The sequence below is a fragment of the Providencia sp. PROV201 genome (assembly GCF_028479545.1).
Classification (GTDB): Bacteria; Pseudomonadota; Gammaproteobacteria; order Enterobacterales; family Enterobacteriaceae; genus Providencia; species Providencia huaxiensis.
In genome coordinates, this window is the sequence record NZ_JAMPNW010000009.1 from 154612 (window position 1) to 174510 (window position 19899).

General features: G+C 40.3%; 19 protein-coding genes. 9 read left to right on the forward strand and 10 right to left on the reverse strand.

Features of this window, described 5'->3' with window-relative positions:
• The first annotated feature begins 50 nt into the window (after positions 1-50).
• Positions 51-1319, forward strand: a complete 1269-nt coding sequence (gene bioA, locus PR809_RS09880) for an adenosylmethionine--8-amino-7-oxononanoate transaminase (protein WP_102138356.1) — start codon at positions 51-53, stop codon at positions 1317-1319.
• A 163-nt stretch (positions 1320-1482) separates the two neighbouring features.
• Here the strand turns inward: bioA and pgl are convergent, their stop codons facing one another.
• From pgl to PR809_RS09895, 3 genes are all read right to left on the reverse strand, one after another.
• Positions 1483-2469, reverse strand: coding sequence for a 6-phosphogluconolactonase (gene pgl / locus PR809_RS09885; RefSeq protein WP_206275906.1), 987 nt, complete (start codon positions 2467-2469; stop codon positions 1483-1485).
• A gap of 116 nt (positions 2470-2585) precedes the next feature.
• Complete coding sequence (locus PR809_RS09890; RefSeq protein ID WP_102138354.1) at positions 2586-3380, reverse strand: inositol monophosphatase family protein; 795 nt, start codon at positions 3378-3380, stop codon at positions 2586-2588.
• Positions 3381-3411: 31 nt separating this feature from the next.
• Complete coding sequence (locus tag PR809_RS09895) at positions 3412-3840, reverse strand: NUDIX domain-containing protein (protein ID WP_272524519.1); 429 nt, start codon at positions 3838-3840, stop codon at positions 3412-3414.
• Between the two features lie 875 nt (positions 3841-4715).
• Here PR809_RS09895 and PR809_RS09900 point away from each other — a divergent pair.
• Positions 4716-5534 (forward strand): pyridoxal phosphatase, encoded by an 819-nt coding sequence (locus tag PR809_RS09900; protein WP_206275907.1) that lies wholly within the window; start codon positions 4716-4718, stop codon positions 5532-5534.
• A 209-nt stretch (positions 5535-5743) separates the two neighbouring features.
• Here PR809_RS09900 and modC read toward each other — a convergent pair whose 3' ends face one another.
• The 3 genes from modC to modA are packed head-to-tail and all read right to left on the reverse strand — an operon-like array spanning position 5744 to position 8304.
• Positions 5744-6811, reverse strand: a complete 1068-nt coding sequence (modC, locus tag PR809_RS09905; RefSeq protein ID WP_206275908.1) for a molybdenum ABC transporter ATP-binding protein ModC — start codon at positions 6809-6811, stop codon at positions 5744-5746.
• A 1-nt stretch (position 6812) separates the two neighbouring features.
• On the reverse strand, positions 6813-7502 hold the full coding sequence (gene modB, locus PR809_RS09910; protein WP_004256724.1) for a molybdate ABC transporter permease subunit: 690 nt from the start codon (positions 7500-7502) through the stop codon (positions 6813-6815).
• A gap of 25 nt (positions 7503-7527) precedes the next feature.
• Positions 7528-8304, reverse strand: coding sequence for a molybdate ABC transporter substrate-binding protein (gene modA, locus PR809_RS09915; protein WP_241098602.1), 777 nt, complete (start codon positions 8302-8304; stop codon positions 7528-7530).
• A 310-nt stretch (positions 8305-8614) separates the two neighbouring features.
• Here modA and PR809_RS09920 point away from each other — a divergent pair, with 310 nt between their 5' ends.
• Positions 8615-9604 (forward strand): ElaD/SseL family deubiquitinase, encoded by a 990-nt coding sequence (locus PR809_RS09920; protein WP_206275909.1) that lies wholly within the window; start codon positions 8615-8617, stop codon positions 9602-9604.
• A gap of 53 nt (positions 9605-9657) precedes the next feature.
• Here PR809_RS09920 and PR809_RS09925 read toward each other — a convergent pair whose 3' ends face one another.
• A complete protein-coding gene (locus PR809_RS09925) occupies positions 9658-9810 on the reverse strand; it encodes an AcrZ family multidrug efflux pump-associated protein (RefSeq protein WP_004256731.1) in 153 nt (50 codons plus the stop codon).
• Positions 9811-10028: 218 nt separating this feature from the next.
• Here PR809_RS09925 and modE point away from each other — a divergent pair, with 218 nt between their 5' ends.
• The 5 genes from modE to PR809_RS09950 all read left to right on the forward strand — a co-directional run bounded on the left by modE (position 10029) and on the right by PR809_RS09950 (position 15299).
• Complete coding sequence (gene modE, locus PR809_RS09930) at positions 10029-10817, forward strand: molybdenum-dependent transcriptional regulator (RefSeq protein WP_166266349.1); 789 nt, start codon at positions 10029-10031, stop codon at positions 10815-10817.
• Positions 10818-10961: 144 nt separating this feature from the next.
• Positions 10962-12431, forward strand: a complete 1470-nt coding sequence (gene modF / locus PR809_RS09935; protein WP_102138346.1) for a molybdate ABC transporter ATP-binding protein ModF — start codon at positions 10962-10964, stop codon at positions 12429-12431.
• 205 nt (positions 12432-12636) lie between these two features.
• A complete protein-coding gene (locus PR809_RS09940; RefSeq protein WP_102138345.1) occupies positions 12637-13467 on the forward strand; it encodes a CPBP family intramembrane glutamic endopeptidase in 831 nt (276 codons plus the stop codon).
• A 177-nt stretch (positions 13468-13644) separates the two neighbouring features.
• Positions 13645-14397 carry a 2,3-diphosphoglycerate-dependent phosphoglycerate mutase gene (gpmA, locus tag PR809_RS09945; RefSeq protein WP_102138344.1) on the forward strand — a complete coding sequence of 251 codons (753 nt, stop codon included), beginning with the start codon at positions 13645-13647 and terminating at the stop codon, positions 14395-14397.
• Positions 14398-14558: 161 nt separating this feature from the next.
• The gene (locus tag PR809_RS09950; RefSeq protein ID WP_102138343.1) at positions 14559-15299 is read left to right on the forward strand and encodes a hypothetical protein; all 741 of its coding nucleotides are present in this window, start codon (positions 14559-14561) and stop codon (positions 15297-15299) included.
• Between the two features lie 66 nt (positions 15300-15365).
• Here the strand turns inward: PR809_RS09950 and aroG are convergent, their stop codons facing one another.
• The 3 genes from aroG to nadA form a co-directional block, all read right to left on the reverse strand.
• Positions 15366-16421: a 3-deoxy-7-phosphoheptulonate synthase AroG gene (gene aroG / locus PR809_RS09955; protein WP_102138342.1), complete on the reverse strand. Its 1056-nt coding sequence runs from the start codon at positions 16419-16421 to the stop codon at positions 15366-15368.
• A 353-nt stretch (positions 16422-16774) separates the two neighbouring features.
• Complete coding sequence (gene pnuC, locus PR809_RS09960) at positions 16775-17497, reverse strand: nicotinamide riboside transporter PnuC (protein ID WP_102138341.1); 723 nt, start codon at positions 17495-17497, stop codon at positions 16775-16777.
• Between the two features lie 66 nt (positions 17498-17563).
• Positions 17564-18604, reverse strand: coding sequence for a quinolinate synthase NadA (gene nadA / locus PR809_RS09965; protein WP_102138340.1), 1041 nt, complete (start codon positions 18602-18604; stop codon positions 17564-17566).
• Positions 18605-18855: 251 nt separating this feature from the next.
• Here nadA and PR809_RS09970 point away from each other — a divergent pair, with 251 nt between their 5' ends.
• Entirely contained in the window at positions 18856-19725 is an 870-nt protein-coding gene (locus tag PR809_RS09970; protein WP_166266343.1) for an aminoglycoside 6-adenylyltransferase, read from the forward strand.
• Positions 19726-19899: the final 174 nt, after the last annotated feature.

Below are 19899 nucleotides of genomic sequence, written 5' to 3' on the forward strand. Positions count from 1 at the left end.
CGACTATCATGTCAACTAAAATGATCTAAAAAAGTTGACGATGATAGCAAATGGATAATGTAGATATTCAGTTTGATGCCAAACATATTTGGCACCCTTATACCTCGATGAGCCAACCAATTCCGGCTTATCCGATAGTTGAAGCCCATGGCGCTGAGCTAATCATGGCCGATGGAAAAAAATTAATTGATGGTATGTCTTCATGGTGGGCTGCTATTCATGGTTACAATCATCCTGTATTAAACCAAGCGGTAACAACGCAATTAGCGAAAATGTCCCATGTGATGTTTGGCGGGATCACCCACCCACCCGCAGTGAACCTATGTAAGCAATTGGTTGCCATCACACCAGAGCCGCTGGAATGTGTATTTCTTGCCGATTCCGGCTCCGTGGCGGTTGAAGTTGCTCTAAAAATGGCATTGCAATATTGGCAAGCCAAAGGGGAAAAGCGCCAGCGGATCCTCACATTACGTCATGGATATCATGGAGATACCTTCGGTGCGATGGCCGTTTGTGACCCTGATAATTCAATGCATGGCCTGTATAAGGGGTATTTACCTCCGCATATTTTTGTGGAAGCGCCTCAATGCGGTTTTTACGACGAATGGGACAGCACCGATTTGCATCCTCTTGAAGTACAACTTGCCGAAAATAGTGATGAAATTGCAGCGATCATCCTTGAGCCGATCGTCCAAGGTGCCGGTGGTATGCGCATCTATCACCCTGAATATTTAAAGGGAGTCCGCCATTTGTGCGATCAGTATGGTTTGCTATTGATTGCTGACGAAATTGCGACTGGTTTTGGTCGTACAGGGAAATTGTTTGCTTGCCAGCATGCTGATATATCACCCGATATTATGTGTTTAGGTAAGGCACTAACAGGTGGTTATATGACACTTTCAGCCACCCTCACAACTCGCCATGTGGCAGAAACCATTAGCAATGGTGAAGCAGGTTGTTTTATGCATGGGCCAACCTTTATGGGTAACCCTCTCGCCTGTGCTGTAGCGGATGCCAGTTTGACCTTATTACTCAATAGCCCTTGGCAGGAAACAGTTGCCGATATCGAACAACAACTTAAGGCTGAATTGATGCCTTTAATATCCCACCCTAGTGTTGCAGATGTGCGCATTCTTGGTGCAATTGGCGTGATTGAAATGAAGCAGCCCGTAAACACAGCCGCTTTACAAAAAGTATTTGTAGAAAATGGCGTTTGGGTTCGCCCATTCGGCAAGCTGATTTATGTGATGCCACCGTATATCATCACCCCCGAGCAACTCAGTAAAGTGACAAATGCAATGGCAAAAGTGTTGGGATAGCACGATAAACTCAATGATAATCGAAGTGATTCTAACTGAATTTTTAATCTAGAGTATTTCATAAATCATTTGAGCTGTAACAAGGCGGCAAGTGAAACTAAGCCCTAGGAGCATACACCAGTATGTGACTAGGGTTAGTAAACGTAGCCAACACAGTTACGGCTCAAAGGATGACTGAAATGACCCACATAGGGCCTTTCCCGACCCTATACCTTCCTATTTGCGTCAATTTCCCCGTAATTGGGTCAATTTCAGAGACTGAAATATGGTCTGACTTTTGCCCGCTCGAAATTAAAAAACGGCCTGTCGCATCAATATTAAAGCCCCTTGGGTGCATCTCTGTTGGGTAACGTGCTTCTAATGTTAGCTCGCAACCGTCATCAGAAACCAGATAGTGGCTGAGGTAGCTTTCTGAGCGCTCACTAACATACAAATGGCGACCATCTGGCGTAATATGGATATCGGCAGCCCAGCGCTGACTTTCGTTACCTAATGGATAATTTGCCAAAGTTTGCATATTACGATAGCGAGTAAATTTACGATACACGCCTACCGTTGAGTCTAACTCATTCACGCAATAAATGACTTTTTCACTTGGATGGAAGGCCAGATGACGAGGGCCTGATTTCGCTGCTGTAGTAATTTGATCCGCAGTTGCTTCGGTTAAATAACCATTTTCATGTAAATCGAATAAACGGATATGGTCTTCGCCCAAGCAAGGAACCCAAAGCTGTTGGTTATCAACATCAACATGAGAAGAGTGTGGATTACGCAAGCCTTCAATAACTTGGACGACTTGATTTGGCACACCCTCGCCATTGATGGCCAGCACCGATAGGTTGTGTTGATGGTATGAAGGAACAAATAGATATTTGCCCGTGTTATCCAATGATAAGTGAACTGGCGTTCCCGGAACGGATGTTTCTGCTTTTAAACGCAGTAACCCTTTCTCTTCAATTTCATAGGTTACGACGCGAAAATTCGGGCGCACGCCAATATAAAGGTGTTTTTTATCATGGCTTAGTACCATAGGTTGCACTTGGCCCGGTGTTTTTACCGTTTGTAAAAGAGTAAGTTCACCAACCTCATTCATCGACCACACGTGAATTTGCTGACTCTCGGGGCTCGCAATATAAACAACCTGATTCATCCTGACTCCTTAATTCATGATAAAAATACAAAACCGTATCTATAGCCTACTACATTGGCTTCACTATACCCTATATTATGCAAATTACGCTGAGTAAATAGCGCCAAGGTTCAGTATCATAAGTTTAAAGCTACAATCACTTCATCCAATAACTCAGAGGAGGATGCTGACACCAAACTTCCCCCATTGATCACGTTTGTTTTATTACCATTAATATTTGCATAATAAACTCCAGCTTCAGTAAGGCAAGGTAAAATAGCAGCGATATCCCATGGTTTCATTAACGTATCAATAGCACAATCGATCCTTCCTGTTGCTACCATTGAATGCTGATAACAATCATTTATAAAAACCATATCTTGAGCAGAATTAACGACATTTGATAGATTGTAAGCTTTGTTACCTTCTCTACTATCAAAATTAGTACTGTGAATTCCTGATATCGAAACAACAGCTTCACTTAATTTTTTCGTTTTTTTTATCTGAGTACATATCCGTTTTGGTGCAAGATCACCTTTTTTAGACCAACACCCGTTTCCTAACGATGCATAATACATAGTATCAATGGCGGGAAATGATATAACACCGACAAGGGGGATGCCACGTTCAACATAAGCAATCAAAGTACTAAATAATGGAACGCCATACAAAAATGCGCGTGTTCCATCAATAGGATCTATTATCCATCCGGTAGAAAATTCACCTTCAATATTTGTTCCGAGCTCCTCCCCTAAAATAGAAATATGTGGGGTTTTCACCTGAAGTACTTCTCTTATCACATTTTCTACTTTAAGATCTGTAGCGGTAACAATGGTGTTATCTATTTTTCTTGTAAATGTACCAGCTTCGTAAAAGCCTTTTAGTGAATATTTACTAGCAGTATTAGCGGCTTCTAAAGCAATATTTAACACTGTAGAACTCCTTGACTAGTTTTTTTGTCACTCATTGCAATCCGAACGTTCTCAACATAAAACCATCAAGATTACCCTTGAATGACTCAATAGTAGACCATGCAAAATCTGAGTGCTCAGAACTTAAACAAACATGACCAGAGCATAAAACATTGAAGTTTAATTGAATACAACTTTGGCCAATTGCTTGGTACTCAACCGCACCGCCAAAACCAGAAATTTCAATAACTATCATTCCGGTTTCTTCTGCAATTTCACGACTAAGCGCTGTCTGCATATCTTCATCATACTCCATGCCACCAGAAGGAATTTCCCATACATTTGGCATGAACTCGCCTTCTGAACGCTTCAAAAACAGAATTTTTGAATCATGTCCAGCTTTGATTAAACCGCCTACAACAACACGATCATAGTTTTTAAGTTTGGATATTACTGAATGAGGAATATATTTCTCTATCATCTTCGATACTTCTCTGCAACAGATAAAATGATTGATAAATAATTATCAATAAAATTGAAACGCTCTTCTCCATACCAAATATCCAACTTAAACATGCTATTGTGAAATTTTATAGCATTTTCGAAATGAGCTTTATTAACTCGAATTTTCTCATCATAGTCACGAGAGATTTTATTTGGTGAATGAAAGAGAAAATATTCATTCATAGGGCACGTTGAGCCAGGTATATCAGCTTCAAGTGCACCAGCTTGGTTTAGTTTCTCTACGAATTCATGCAGACCAATTGAAAATTTAGACTCATCAAGCTTTCATATTATGCTTATCCATTTTTAATAAATAGCGAAGTATATTATTTCAATTTTATTTTTTAATTTCATATCAAAATTTTATTGGCTACTTGTATCTTGAGGTTTTGGATGATTAGCTATCTCCAAGATCTTAAATCAGTGAGGATGTTGAACTACATAATATTTAACATTGAGCTGTATATTATCCCCTGATTTTACTTTCTCTAATACTGGATGGCATCCGAGCACTTAGTTATTAACTGATAACGTAGTATACACAAGTGGAGTTATTGATATGAGCGTAAATTTTAGAATTAATGTGAGCAAAGATTCTGTAGGTTTCTGTTTATCGCAGCTATTAGTTTAATTTCGCTTTAATTGTAAAAAATGACACCAAAACCACTATATGTATCGCACAAAGAACAAATAATAATGATACTAAAACGGTTCAGTTAACGTTATGATGATAAAACATACCAAGTTGACTGTTTTTATAGCAATAATTTCTCGTTATTCGTTAAATTCATCATCTCCCTATCTCTAGCCCTTTAGTAAGATAGGTAACAACTAAATCACGTGGAGCCGTTTATGTCATACCGCGTTATTGCGCTCGATCTTGATGGAACACTGCTTGATCACCAGAAAAAAATCCTGCCAGAATCGTTAGCTGCTTTACAAGAAGCTCGCCGCCAAGGCGTTAAAGTGATCATTGTGACAGGTCGTCATCATGTCGCTATTCATCCGTTTTACCAAACCTTAGACCTTGATACGCCAGCGATCTGTTGCAACGGAACTTATCTATACGATTATTTAGGCAAAAAAGTCCTAAAATCTAATCCAATGACCCTCGATTCCGTTACACAAATGATAGACAAGCTGCGTGGAACGGATATTCAGCATTTAATGTATGTTGATAACGCTATGTTATACAACGCAAAAACAGAGGGCATCCAGCGTACACTTAATTGGGCCGAATCCTTACCTGTTGCACAGCGCCCAACCATTGAATTTGTTGAAGACTATGCTGATGTAATGCATCACTATGATTCTATTTGGAAATTTGCTGTTAGCTCGCCAAATACGGAACAACTCCATCAAATCGTTAGTGAAATTGAAAATGACTTTGGTTTAGATTGTGAATGGTCTTGGATGGATCAAGTGGACGTCGGTCGCAAAGGCAATAGCAAAGGCCAACGCTTAAAAGAGTGGGTCGAATCCCAAGGGATGACGATGAATGATGTTGTGGCTTTCGGCGATAACTTCAATGACTTAAGTATGCTGACCACCGCAGGTTTAGGTGTTGCCATGGGCAATGCGGTTGATGAAATTAAGCAGCAGGCCAAATTAGTCACTCGCATTAATACCGAACCCGGTATTGCTGAAGTAATCCGTAAATACGTTCTGTAATCTTCTCGTGAATTCTCAATTCAAAGGAAAGCCCCGCTTTCCTTTTTCTATTTTCTATTGCCACACCGACAAGAACGATACCTTTTACTCTAAGTCATTGGTGTTGTGGCTAGGCGGCAAATGAAGCTATCCCAAGGAGCGTACAGAAGTATGTGACTTGGGTAGCTGAATGTAGCCAACAACGCCACACCGACAAGGACGACGAGTAATTATAGATGACGTGATAATGATACCGCCTTCACTTGCGCATACACCTTGCGACCCTTACGAATAGAAAGCTCATCCCTTGCCCAGCGAGTGATCCGCGCCCATAAATAATGTTCTTCGCCTAAATCTAGCTTCACATCCACTTGTTCGCCATCTTCAATCCATTCAACGACTTCTGCGGCTAAAATATTGCGAATACTACTCACTTGTGGCTTTTCGAGTACCAAAGAAACATCAGCGGCGTCAATACGTATCCGTACATCAGCCCCCTGCTGTGCCTCAACGCGTGGGATCCACAGTTTTTGGCTACCTACAATCACCGCTGTCATTTCATAATCAGGGTGTTGGCTATGCACCGTTGCACTTACCACACTGCTTAACGTTTCTTGCTGTAGCCAAGGGCGCAAAGCACTACTTGCCCAAACGTCTTCCAAAGGGCCAAACGCTTTTACTTTTCCTTGCGCCATCACAATGACTTTATCCGCAAGGCGTAAAATTTCATCCAAACTATGGCTGACATATAAAATTGGAATTTTAACGTCTTGGGACAGTTTTTCTAAATACGGTAAGAGTTCGCGCTTTCTGGGCAAATCCAAAGAGGCTAGCGGCTCATCCATCAGTAAGATTTCAGGTGCTGTGAGCAAGGCTCTACCAATAGCTACACGCTGTTTTTCACCGCCAGATAGTGTAATTGGATAACGATTTAGCAGTTTTTCTATACCAAGCAAGCCGACAATATCATCAAAGCGGTCTTTCATTATAGGTGACATGCCATAACGCAAATTGCTTTTCACCCGATAATGAGGAAATAACCGTGCATCTTGAAACACATAACCGATATGGCGTTGTTCCGGTGGTAAGCAAATACCTTTTTCCATATCCACCAATGTACGGCCATTTAGCACAACTCGCCCTGTATTGGGTTTCGTTAACCCACCTATCACATTGATAAGCGAGGTTTTACCTGCGCCTGAAAGCCCAAAAACCGCAGTAATGCTTTCCGTTGGCAGTTGTGTTGTGACTTCAAGCTGTAAGTCCCCTAGTCTTTGAGAAAAATCGAGTTCTAACATGCTAAGCCACCCCCAAACGCTTTTTACCCCAACGGGTGAGCCACTCTGAGATCAATAATGAAATCAAGGCTAAAATAATCGCAATGACACATAAACGCGCAGCGTCTACCTCCGCTCCCGGCGTTTCAATTAAGGTGTACATCGCTAATGGGATGGTTTGTGTTTCACCGGGTATATTCGAAACAAATGTAATTGTGGCGCCAAATTCACCAAGCGAACGTGCAAATGCTAATACTGTTCCGACAATAATGCCGGGAAGAGAAAGCGGAATGGTTATCGTGAAAAAAACACGCAACGGTGTTGCACCTAATGTCCTCGCGGCTAATTCCAATTTTTGGTCAACCGCCTCAAGCGCTAAACGAATTGCACGCACCATCAGTGGAAATGCGACCACGGCAGACGCAAGCGCAGCCCCTCGCCAACTAAAGGTAAAACTAAAACCAAACCAGTTATATAACCATTCACCAATAAAACCGCGTTTTCCCATACTGATCAACAGTAAATAACCCACTACCACTGGCGGCAGCACCAGTGGGAGATGGATAATACTATCGAGCAGTGTTTTTCCAGGAAAATTACAGCGAACTAGCACCCATGCCACTAAAATACCTAACGGTAAACTGAAAATGACAGCCACACTGGATACTTTTAGGCTTAGGTAAATCGCTTCCCATTCATAAGGACTTAACATCTGCAAAAAAATGCTCTCTTAACGTTTATTGAGTACGAGGTTCAAAACCGTAACGTTTGAATACTTCTGAAGCCGCTGGGGTTTTTAAGTATTCATAATAATCACGCGTTGTTTGGTTATCTTGATCTTTAACAATCGCCATTGGGTATTCAACAGGTTTATGGGTATCTGCTGGGAAAACACCAACGACTTTCACTTTTTGGCTAGCGACAGCATCAGAACCATAAACAATCCCTAAAGGGGCTTCTTGGCGTTCAACTAATGCCATACCGCTACGCACGTTATTCGTACGTGCTAACAGCGGGTCAACCGTTTCCCATGCACCTAAGTTGCTTAATGCCTCTTTCGCATAGATACCAACAGGAACATGATCAGGGTCACCAACGGCTAAACGGCCACCGTCTAACAGTTTTTTCCAATCAGTTTGTTTATTAATTTCAACTTTATTGATTTTTGCATCTTTCGGTGCGATTAACACCAATTCATTACCTAATAATGTATAGCGCGTATCTTCCACCATCAACTTTTTATCGATGGCGTAATCCATCCATTGTTGATCAGCAGAAATGAACAAGTTAGCGGGTGCGCCTTGCTCAATTTGACGAGCCAAAGTTGAAGAAGACGCATAAGAAGCAACAACTTCAACTTTCGTGTCTTTTTTATACTGCTCTGAAATTTCATTCAATGCATTCGTCAAAGAAGCCGCTGCAAAAACCGTAATTTTATCAGCTGCAAAGCTATTGCTAGCCAGAGTTAATGTCAATGTTGCGCCAGCAAGAAGTGATACCAAACCTTTTTTCATTTTAATTCACCATAGTATTAATCAACACGCTATATATAACAGGACACAGCGATAACTTAAAGTCAAACTACGTATAAAAGTGTGCTGGCTCAAGAAATGATGCAATTTTGTTGCATGTTTTCCCTAAAACTCCACGAGCGATGAAAAATCCCCCAACTGTAAAATCGTTTTTATGTAGAGAACAATTTATTTCCTTTGTAATTTTATCGGCACAAATTGTGCATATTTCAGTATTTCATTCTACTTTTACAAACGACATAGCAAAGGTAATTATATGGGGACGTTTTCGACAAAACTAACGACTCACCTTATGGCTGAGTTAACAATTGAACAATTTAATGGGTTATTTGATAAAGAAATAGCACCTGAAACCTTAGATTCTTTAGCAAAATCGGCGAGTGATGGAAACTTAGAGAGTATTGATTTATTGCATAACATTGCTCTTAGGCAAGACTCTGCAGGAAAAAATGCAGAAAACATCCTATTTGATTTATTTAGTGGAAAACGTTCCGCGGTAAAAGGAATCGATAAAGAAATACAAAAAACCAGTCAGGTTCTGTATCAATCCAAACACCATAGAGAGGCTTTTAAACACCCTTCTAAACTGTTGTATATCATTGGCTCAACCCTAGAAAAACTCGACGATAAAATCGAATTAACCCATTTATTTGCGCAAAACCTACCACCAGTGTTAGGTCATGAATCAGATCTCTGGGGTAATAACCGGATGATAACAAGCGATGAAATTGGCTCTACCGATAAGAGAGAAACGGGATCCTCGACAATGTTAACGGTTAATAGCCCTATTGGCCTCATGCAAAATAATGAGAACCTACTATATGACATAGTTTCTCAGAAAATTATAAGCCAACAACCTCTTAGCCAACTGGAACTATTTCCTGTCAATATTAATAATAACCATTGGGTCTTATTTGTGCTTTACCAAGATGAGGTAAAAAATGAGATAAAGGGGATGGTTTTTAATTCTTTTTACGAGCTCGACTCGGAAGCTAAACAGAAAATTGCGCAAGCAGCTGAATTAGCTGGAGCAAAAAAAATTCATTATATTGAAAAGAATATTCAACAATATGTCCCTAATGGATGTGGGCTTTTTGTTCATCAAGCAATCAAAGAACTTACAGAACAGACACCAACGGACCCCATTGAAGCCCTAATGCAGTTCCAATCCTCTTTTTCAGAGAAAACCAGTGAAGAACAACAACAATTTAATATTCAAAAGCGCAGGCAATTATATTCTAGCTACCTAGATAGCCTAAAACCAAAAAGAAAAACCCCCTGACAGCATTTACCATCAAGGGGTCTATAATTAATTCGAATAGTATTCGCTAAGCGTTACTTATTCTCAGTATTATGATGATGAGGTACGTGTGCTTTAGACAGTAAGTTAAAGAACGCGCCCAAACCATAGATCAAACCCATGATCAAAAACATAACAACTGGAACCATCATCAGGGCAAAACCCAGACTTTTAATTAGTTCTAACATAGGAAAAAACCTCTTCAGTGATACTGTACCCACCAGCCTACAAGATACGCTGACGAGGGAAAACTTGACTCTCAATACATTGAGTATAAATCAAATCAAAATAATAACGCACAATTACGTTATAATGGAGACTATTTTAGACAAAATATTATACTAACGACATACTAAACGTGCTTTTTACGTCTGTCATCACCAGCCACACCGGAAGGGAGGAATTTATGCAGGCCGAAATTTTACTCACACTGAAACTACAGGGCAGTTTATTTGCTGATCCTCGCCGTATCGCGCTACTCAAACAAATTAAAGCGACAGGCTCTATCAGCCAAGGGGCTAAACTTGCTGGGATCAGCTATAAAAGTGCTTGGGATGCCATCAATGAAATGAATCAACTCACTGATGATATCCTTGTTGATAGAGCAACAGGGGGTAAAGGCGGTGGCGGTACAACACTCACACATTACGGTGAAAGATTACTTCAACTGTATGATTTACTAGCACAAATCCAACAAAAAGCCTTTGATGTTCTAAAAGAAGACAATCTCCCTTTAGACAGCTTATTAGCAGCTATTTCACGGTTTTCATTGCAAACCAGTGCTCGTAACCAATTTTTTGGTACTTTAATTTCCCGTGACCACATGCAAGTTCAGCAACATGTGCAAATTCGCTTATCAGATAACAGTACTGTGATTAATGCCGCACTAACAGAGCAAAGTGCTAACCGTTTAGGGTTAACTGAAGGTAAAGAAGTACTCGCATTGATTAAAGCACCTTGGGTAAAAATTACTAAACAACCCGCCCCAACTGGCTTTGATAACCATCTTGAAGGGAAAATTACCACGTTAGAGCGAGGTAATGAGAACAGTGAAGTCATTGTGACACTTACAGGCGGTGAAACGTTATGTTCAACCATGCCAAACAGTGAAATTGATAGTCAATCATTGAAAGTGAATAATAGCGTTACCGCATTATTCAATGCGGACCAAGTGATTATCGCCACCCTCTGTTAGTGTGCTAACTAAGCTTACTTGCTATCATAAGTGAGTAAGCATTCACCTTTTTTCTCTTACCATGCTGTTCAGCTGTTGACTTTATCTTCAATCCTGATTATTTGTGATAGATGACAAGGTAAATAATCATGATAAGGAAGCTTGATGGGCACAATAACAATACAACATGGCAACTTTAAGCTCAGCGAAATACAAACTTTAGACATTCAACAACTTAATATCGAAAAAGGGGATAATTGGGCTTTTATTGGTGCCAATGGTAGCGGTAAATCTTCACTTGCTCGGGTACTTTCTAATGAACTTCCCCCACTTTCTGGCGTTGTAAAAAATACATTCACCTCTCCAGTTCGTCTATCATTTGAACAATTACAAAAAATTATCAATGAAGAATGGCAGCGCAATAACACAGATATGCTCAGTGATGATGAAGATGACACAGGGTATACAGCCGCTGAAATCATCCAATTTAACCATAAAGACAATGAATATTGCCTTGAGCTTGCCGCTCGCTTCGGTATCAGTGACCTGCTGTCTCGTCGGTTTAAGTACCTTTCCACAGGAGAAACTCGCAAGGTACTGTTATGCCAAACATTAATGGGTAATCCCGACCTGCTAATCCTTGATGAGCCATTTGATGGCCTAGATGTCTATTCCAGAAGTCATCTTAGCGAGCTGCTATCAAGTTTGTCTGAAAAAGGCTTAACTTTAGTATTAGTGCTAAACCGCTTCGATGAGCTCCCAGACTTTATTGAAAACATCGGTGTCGTCGCTGACTGCAAGTTAACGATGGCAGGAGATAGAGAGTCAGTACTCGCTAACACGCTAATAACGCAATTACAACACAGCGAGAAAATTAAGCAGCTTTCCATCCCTGAAACAGAGGACCCCACCACAGACGAAAAACTGGATGACACGACACCCCGTATTATTTTGAGAAATGGTATCGTTAGCTACAATGACGAACCGATATTGCACGGGTTAAATTGGCAGGTAAACCCAAACGAACACTGGCAAATTATCGGTGAAAATGGGGCTGGAAAATCAACGTTACTGAGCCTGATCACAGGGGATCACCCTCAGGGATACAGTAATGACCTAACGTTATTTGGTCACCGTCGTGGAACAGGAGAAACCATATGGGATATTAAGCGCCATATTGGTTACGTCAGCAATAGCATTCACCAAGAATACCGTGTCGCCACCAGTGTACTCAATGTCATCATTTCCGGTTTTCATGATTCTATTGGCTTGTACCAAACCCCTTCCGACCGCCAAATACAATTAGCGTATGAATGGTTAGCTTTGTTAGGTTTTTCAACGCAAATAGCTCAACAACCTTTCCATAGTCTTTCATGGGGGCAACAACGCTTAGTTTTAATTGCTCGCGCGCTAGTTAAACACCCTGCTATGCTGATCTTAGATGAGCCATTGCAAGGTCTAGATGGTCTTAATAGGTTGTTAGTTCTGCGGTTTATTGATGTCATGCTAAGCCAAGGTAACACACAGCTCTTGTTTGTCAGCCATCATCAAGAAGATGCCCCTGCTTGTATTACACATCGGCTCACTTTTGTCCCTGACAAGGGTAAATACCGTTACGATATTGAAGAGCTTTAATTTTTAACTTATTTGCCAATAGATGCGATAAAACTATTGGCAAATTTAATCTACTGTTTAATAAATAGTGACGAAATCACACGAACACAATCTATTGATTTTACTTAACTTATTATTTTGTTGATTATTTTAAATTAGAAAATTCACACAAAACCATTACACTGCGCCCCTTCTAATAATTTAGACATCTTAATGGATATTCTTTATGGCTTGGTTAATGTTAGCCTCTTCACTTACAGCGCTTGCAACACATCGTTTAATTGCACTTTTTTTACTCGCTTGCACAATTATTACCGCAGCACTTACACAGGTTATTGATTGGCAAGCAGTTCTGCTATTGGTTGGTATTACAATAATTGTCATTATTCGTTTGCGTTTCCAACACTATTTATCCATAAAAATTATCAGTGAAACCACCTTACTCGTTTGTGCAGTTGGCCTCTTTATTCACTTATTTCCTGGGTTTAATAACCTAAAATATCTCGATAAAGTTTCCGTAGGCGCGCATAGCGCCCCTTTCACAATGTATTTTAATTTTGATAAGGCACTCGTCCCTTTTATTTTATTTGCCTGCTTACCAACGTTATTTGTCTGCCGGCCAGCCAAACATGCAACTAAAGTTCAATGGGCACTGCTGGTTATTTCTGTCCCACTTTTATTGTTAATCGCTACTGCCGCCGGTGGATTAGCCTTTGAATCGCATTTCCCTAGTTGGCTACCGGCCTTTGTGCTCTGTAATCTATTTTTTGTTTCCTTAGCGGAAGAAGCGCTATTTCGAGGATATTTACAGCAACGTTTAACCCTTTGGTTAAAATCCCCATACCTCGCATTAGTGATTGCTTCGCTGTTATTTGGTGCTGTACATTTTGCTGGTGGACCACTGTTAATTCTCTTTGCTACGTTAGCGGGTTTGATTTATGGCCTAGCTTGGATGTGGAGTGGTAAATTATGGCTTGCTGTATCGATTCACTTCGGGTTAAATTTGGGACATCTGTTATTTTTTACTTATCCTGTAAAAATGGTGGTGAGTCAATAAAAAGGCAAGGCAACGAATTTTAAACTAAGTTTCACATGAAAATTTCTTTGATCGTGACTTTTTTGATTTGGTTTAGATAAAACGTAAGTTGCTACTGGCGTTCGAGTTGACTATCCCTATAATGTAGGTCAGCAATAATTCATTTTTAATTTGAGTGTACTGATAGGAGTTTTAGCTATGGCTGTAACTAAACTGGTTTTAGTAAGACACGGTGAAAGTGAGTGGAACAAAGAGAACCGCTTCACAGGTTGGACTGACGTAGAACTGTCTGATAAAGGCCGCGAAGAAGCAAAAATTGCAGGCCAACTGCTAAAAGACGAAGGTTTTGTTTTTGATTTTGCTTACACTTCCGTTCTGAAACGCGCTATCCATACTTTATGGAATATCCTTGATCAAGTTGAACAGCAATGGTTACCTGTTGAAAAAAGCTGGAAACTGAACGAACGCCATTACGGTGCACTGCAAGGTTTGGACAAATCAGAAACCGCTGCAAAATACGGTGACGAACAAGTTAAATTATGGCGTCGTGGTTTTGCCATCACTCCTCCAGATCTGACTAAAGATGATGAGCGTTTCCCTGGCCATGACCCTCGCTATGCGAAACTGTCAGAAAAAGAACTGCCTGTCACTGAAAGCTTAGCAACCACTATCGAGCGTGTTGTCCCTTATTGGGAAGAAGTGATTAAGCCTCGCGTTGCTAGCGGTGAAAAAGTCATCATTGCGGCTCACGGTAACTCTTTACGTGCCTTAGTTAAATACTTGGATAACATGGGTGAAGATGAAATTCTGAACCTGAATATCCCAACTGCGGTCCCAATGGTTTATGAATTCGATGAAAACATGAAGCCAATCAAACGTTACTATTTAGGTAACCAAGATGAAATCGCAGCTAAACAAGCTGCAGTAGCAAACCAAGGTAAAGCGAAGTAAGCATTTACGATTGCTATCGATAGAGGGTTAAGCGAAAGCTTAGCCCTTTTTTTGTCATAATTATCTTTCTTTTCCGCAAAATTCATTAACTCAAGGTGTAAGAAATCACAATAACCGACTATCATAGGGAAAACAGATTGAAAGGTTGATAAAACAATAAAATGAACAAATTTAATATGTATGTTTGGGTTGGTCTTGTACTTAGCGCCAGTATTTTAGGTTCTCTGCTGTATATGATCCAAGGCGGTGAATTAGTCGTTGATGGTTCAAATGGTGCAGCTAATGCCGAACTGATGAAAACCTTAATGATCATTGCTTGTGTCAGCTTTCCAGTACAAATTATTAGTATGATGGTGATGACTTATAAACCTCGGTTATCCATTGTTCTTGCGGTATTAAGTAGCCTCGCATTAATGCCAATCACCATTGTGTTTACCATGGGAATGATTTTCTCTGCGATCCGTTGGCGTTACCATCAACTAAACCAATTTGATACCTCATTAAATGTTCAATTTGACCAGCGCGTTGAGTTCAACAAACGCAATAACCGTATTTTAGTTGTTGCACTTGGTTTAATTAGTGTCACTTTTATTATATTGAGCCAAAGCTTGGGGATGTTTCTATTTGTTTTCACAATTTTCCTTGGTTACTTTGGCAAAAAAGCGAGTGACAGTATCTATTTAGCGATTAAAGATTCATATTTCTATATTCGCCCAAATATTTTCGCCTACTGCTATCGTATTCCATTAAAAGAGGTGAAATATGTTAAAGGCGAGAAAGGCAAAGTACACTTTGATGTTCAAGTCGATAATGAAGTACTGCAATTAACGGCAACGCCAGCGAATGCAACACCGGAAGAGCAAGCTAAGCTGGAAGAATTATTAAATAGAATTCAAAAATAAAATACCATAAAAAAGCCAGTTAACGATGTTCTTTCATCGCTATCACTGGCTTTTTATAACTAAGTTTTATCGATTGCGACGGGCAATCACTGCATCCGATAATTGACGTAACACTTTTTCAGTATCACTCCAACCGATACACGCATCTGTCACACTTTTACCGTAAACTAGTGGCTCATCAGATTCGAGATTTTGGTTACCTTCCACAAGATTACTTTCAATCATAATTCCTGTAATTGAGCGGTCACCTTGGCTGATTTGCTCGCTAACATCTGTTGCCACTTCCATCTGTTTTTCGAATTTTTTACAGCTGTTTGCATGGCTAAAATCAATCATGATACTCGGCACAAGCCCTGCTTTCTCTAGCCCTTCACGTACTTCTTGCACATGCTTAGCACTGTAATTCGGCTCTTTACCACCACGTAAAATAATATGGCAATCTGGGTTTCCGCTAGTGTTCACAATAGCAGAATGTCCCCACTTAGTTACCGATAAGAAACAATGAGCTGAACGTGCTGAATTAATTGCATCAATTGCAATTTTAATCGTACCATCAGTACCATTTTTAAAGCCGACAGGGCAAGATAAGCCTGACGCTAACTCACGGTGAATTTGTGATTCAGTGGTACGAGCACCGATTGCCCCCCAACTCATCAAGTCTGCCACATACTGTGGGCTGATGACATCTAAGAATTCACCCGCAGTCGGTAAGCCTTGGTTATTGATTGTTAACAGCAATTCACGTGCAATACGTAAACCTTCATTAATATCAAAGCTACAATCCATTTTAGGGTCATTAATTAGCCCTTTCCAGCCTACTGTTGTGCGCGGCTTTTCAAAATACACACGCATCACGATTTCCAATGAGCCTTTTAATTCCTCACGTAATTTACCCAAGCGCTCAGCGTACTCTAAAGCCGCTTTAGTATCATGAATTGAGCAAGGGCCAATGACGACCACTAAACGGTCATCTTTACCGGCTAAAATATTGTGGATTGCCAGGCGTGCTTCATGAACGGTAAACGCAGCTTTGTCGGTTGCTGGAAATTTTTCGAGCAGAGCAATTGGTGGTAATAATTCTTTAATTTGTTTTATTCTGACGTCATCGTTCTGATAATTCATACCCGTATATCCAATGTTTATTATTTTTTACTGTAGTTGATTTACATGCCAAATTTATCCACGTTAGTTTCGCTCGAACAAAGCGCAGAGTAGACAGCTGAATTTCCTCGCTGTACCCAAAGGATAAAAGAGAATTAGCATCTAAATTTTAATCTAACCGTTCAACAGACATCTGTAAACAGGCAAGCGCACGATAAAACTAGGACTTTATTAGCCGCCAATTATAAAATGAGGTGAAATGTTGAAATTTAGCACAATAAGTCAGCGAAAATAGCATTTTACAGAGCAAATAATAGCTAAAACAGCTAAATGACGATAATGTCACTTTCGCTGTTTTAGTCGATTTTTTCTCTCTAAGTGCGGGAAATAGGCAAAGAGCCGTTTTCTTTTGCTGATTTTATCCAAAGTCTAGAGCCATTTAGGGCGATACCTAATAAAATTAAGTATTCTAATGACATGGCATAAACGCCTTGAATAAAGAAAATCACAATACTGATGACGTTAATAATAACCCACAATAACCAGTTTTCAACATACTTACGCGTCATTAAAATCATTGCGACAACAGAAAGAATGGTCATTGCTGAATCCCAGAATGGGAATGCGTCAGGTTCTATCGTAGGCATCGCAAGGTTGGCACCAAATAGGTTTAATAACTCGACAGCCCATCTCGCAAGCACACCAAATACCGCATCAATATTAAATGTCAGATAAATAATAGCGATGATTGAAATAACGAGTGTGATAGCGGCTTTTGGTAAGCTCAACCAACGAATTTTTAGTTCTGCTTGCTGTGAACTAGTCACTCGGCTCCATGCGTACCAGCCATAGATATTAGCAACAAAGAAAAATATCTGTAGCAATAAATTTGCATATAGCTGAATTTGAAAGAAAATAACCGCGAATAGAGAAACATTAATTAACCCAAACAGGTAATTAATCGTTTTTTCTAGGCTAGCAAGCAAAATGCAAAGTAAGCCGGCAATCGTCCCCACAGCTTCAATGTAAGATAAATCATAAACTGAACCCCAGAGTGGGATCTGCACTAACGTATTGGCTGTACTAAAGAAATCCATCCCAAAATCCTTTATAAGTGATCGTTAATGTTGTATTGCTCAGTACTTCATTCAAATTGTATTTTATTATTTTAGACTCTCTGCAAAATCTAGCATCTTATTTAATGGTCGTAATGCTTTTTCTCGTAATATTTCACTAACTTGAATTTGATGGCCTTGGGTACTCCCTTCTAAAGCATCAGCAATCGCTTTTAAGCCATTCATTGCCATCCAAGGGCAATGTGCACAAGTGCGGCATGTAGCGCCCTCACCCGCTGTAGGAGCAATGTAAAGCGTCTTATCCGGGCAAGCTTGCTGCATTTTGTAAAAAATACCTTTATCCGTCGCCACTATCATCGATGGGTTAGGTAAATTTTGTGCCGCTTTAATTAACTGGCTTGTAGAACCCACCGCATCTGCAAGGTCGACAATCGCTTGTGGTGACTCGGGGTGAACCAATACCGCTGCCTCGGGGTACAACGCTTTCATTTTTTCTAATGATTGGGTTTTAAATTCATCATGAACAATACAAGCCCCTTCCCAACAAAGAATATCAGCGCCTGTTTGCTGTTGAACATAGCGTCCGAGATGGCGGTCAGGAGCCCAAATAATTTTCTCACCCAAGCTGTCAAGGTGTTCGATTAACTCGACAGCAATACTGGATGTCACCACCCAATCAGCCCGCGCTTTTACTGCTGCTGATGTATTCGCATATACCACAACAGTCCTATCAGGGTGCTCATCACAAAAACGGATAAACGCCTCTTCAGGGCAGCCTATATCCAGAGAACATTGGGCTTCTAATGTTGGCATTAAAACTTGCTTTTCTGGGCTGAGGATCTTTGCAGTTTCCCCCATAAATTTCACGCCAGCAACAACCAAAGTTGAAGCCGAATGTTTTGCACCAAAACGCGCCATTTCCAATGAGTCTGCAACGCAACCTCCCGTTTCTTCAGCCAATGCTTGAATTTCAGGGTCGGTATAGTAATGTGCAACGATTACCGCATTTTTATCCACCAAAAGCGACTTAATCTTCTGCCGATAAAAGGCTTTTTCATCCGAGCTTAATCGTGCTGGTTTTGCTGGGAATGGATAAACTGACTGGTCAAAATCGATAAACACGCTCATTGGTTGCCTCTGTTTAGCAAAAAGCGATTTTATCACCTTGTATAAGTTTAAAACCGCAAGTTTACGCACATTTTGTTTTATATACTAAACAAGATACCCCACTTAACTTAATAAGTCTCCTTTCTTTTTACCTATCGAATGACCTTTTGAGCTCATATTTTGGCTTTTTTACACTTTTTACGTTTGAACCTTCGCTTTTATATGCCTTTATCGGTATCGTAGCAGCCATTGTTATACTTAATAGGCAAGTTATGGAATCACCTGCATCTTTAATAAATAAAATTATCTCTATTTCATTACTCGATCCAAGAATTGAAGCAGTCATATTGACGGGATCTCGTGCTCGGGAGCAAGACATTGATAGCTATTCAGATATTGATATTGAGTTGATTGGCCATGGTACAACCGAAATATTTAAGCAGAAGTCTTGGATTAATCAGTTTGGTGAACCTTTAGTTGCTCTTCATTTGCTAAATCTTGAAGAAGATGCGCCTGATTGGCCAACCTGTTTGGTCATTTTTAAAGAGGGTCGTAAAGTGGATTTCACCTTTGCCGAACCTGAGCGATTATCTAAGATGAAGCAGGAAGGTTTAGATGCCACTTTTTCTCGCGGCTTTGCAGTATTACTCGATAAAACCGGGATCACCGAAGGCTTACCTGAAAGTATTAATCAACAAGTACTCACACCACCTCAATTCACTGCGGAGCAATTTACTGAAGTTGTCTCTGACTTTTGGCATGAAGCTCATCAGGTCACGGTAGCTTTAACTCGAGATGAATTATGGGTCGCATGGTCAAGAAGTGCTGATATGAAACAGTATTTTTTGACCATGATAGAACGTCTAGTCGCCATGCAAAATGATGATGTTTGGTATAAAGGACGTAACTACCATGAATGGATGCCTAAGAAATATATCAAAGCGCTAGAAATTATCTTTAATTGTGGAACCGCACATAGCGCAGCATTGTCTCTTCAATGCTTAATGCGTTGCTTTAATGAGGCCACTACCGAGCTCGCTAGCCTGCAAGGCTTCGATGATATGCAGCTGATGGCAGAGCAAATGCAAGAATTGCTTATTGGTATTTTACAGGATAACGCCCTACTCCCTGAAATACTGTAAAATAAGGTAACTAAAGCACAACGAAGGAACGTAGTGCTTTTATTGCCGAAGTACGACCAATCGAATATATATTATTGACTTAAAGGATTTAAATTCTTCGGATTGACCCTACGGGCTGAACCTGCAACCAGCTTGTCGAGGTATGGCTTGGCAACTGAGAGTTTACTGAATTAG

What these genes read in the sequence shown, in the direction of transcription:
- bioA (WP_102138356.1), top strand. Translation starts at nt 51, where the DNA reads ATGGATAATGTAGATATTCAGTTTGATGCCAAACATATTTGGCACCCT.
- pgl (WP_206275906.1), bottom strand. Translation starts at nt 2,469, where the DNA reads ATGAATCAGGTTGTTTATATTGCGAGCCCCGAGAGTCAGCAAATTCAC.
- PR809_RS09895 (WP_272524519.1), bottom strand. Translation starts at nt 3,840, where the DNA reads ATGATAGAGAAATATATTCCTCATTCAGTAATATCCAAACTTAAAAAC.
- PR809_RS09900 (WP_206275907.1), top strand. Translation starts at nt 4,716, where the DNA reads ATGTCATACCGCGTTATTGCGCTCGATCTTGATGGAACACTGCTTGAT.
- modC (WP_206275908.1), bottom strand. Translation starts at nt 6,811, where the DNA reads ATGTTAGAACTCGATTTTTCTCAAAGACTAGGGGACTTACAGCTTGAA.
- modB (WP_004256724.1), bottom strand. Translation starts at nt 7,502, where the DNA reads ATGTTAAGTCCTTATGAATGGGAAGCGATTTACCTAAGCCTAAAAGTA.
- modA (WP_241098602.1), bottom strand. Translation starts at nt 8,304, where the DNA reads ATGAAAAAAGGTTTGGTATCACTTCTTGCTGGCGCAACATTGACATTA.
- PR809_RS09920 (WP_206275909.1), top strand. Translation starts at nt 8,615, where the DNA reads ATGGCTGAGTTAACAATTGAACAATTTAATGGGTTATTTGATAAAGAA.
- PR809_RS09925 (WP_004256731.1), bottom strand. Translation starts at nt 9,810, where the DNA reads ATGTTAGAACTAATTAAAAGTCTGGGTTTTGCCCTGATGATGGTTCCA.
- modE (WP_166266349.1), top strand. Translation starts at nt 10,029, where the DNA reads ATGCAGGCCGAAATTTTACTCACACTGAAACTACAGGGCAGTTTATTT.
- modF (WP_102138346.1), top strand. Translation starts at nt 10,962, where the DNA reads ATGGGCACAATAACAATACAACATGGCAACTTTAAGCTCAGCGAAATA.
- PR809_RS09940 (WP_102138345.1), top strand. Translation starts at nt 12,637, where the DNA reads ATGGCTTGGTTAATGTTAGCCTCTTCACTTACAGCGCTTGCAACACAT.
- gpmA (WP_102138344.1), top strand. Translation starts at nt 13,645, where the DNA reads ATGGCTGTAACTAAACTGGTTTTAGTAAGACACGGTGAAAGTGAGTGG.
- PR809_RS09950 (WP_102138343.1), top strand. Translation starts at nt 14,559, where the DNA reads ATGAACAAATTTAATATGTATGTTTGGGTTGGTCTTGTACTTAGCGCC.
- aroG (WP_102138342.1), bottom strand. Translation starts at nt 16,421, where the DNA reads ATGAATTATCAGAACGATGACGTCAGAATAAAACAAATTAAAGAATTA.
- pnuC (WP_102138341.1), bottom strand. Translation starts at nt 17,497, where the DNA reads ATGGATTTCTTTAGTACAGCCAATACGTTAGTGCAGATCCCACTCTGG.
- nadA (WP_102138340.1), bottom strand. Translation starts at nt 18,604, where the DNA reads ATGAGCGTGTTTATCGATTTTGACCAGTCAGTTTATCCATTCCCAGCA.
- PR809_RS09970 (WP_166266343.1), top strand. Translation starts at nt 18,856, where the DNA reads ATGGAATCACCTGCATCTTTAATAAATAAAATTATCTCTATTTCATTA.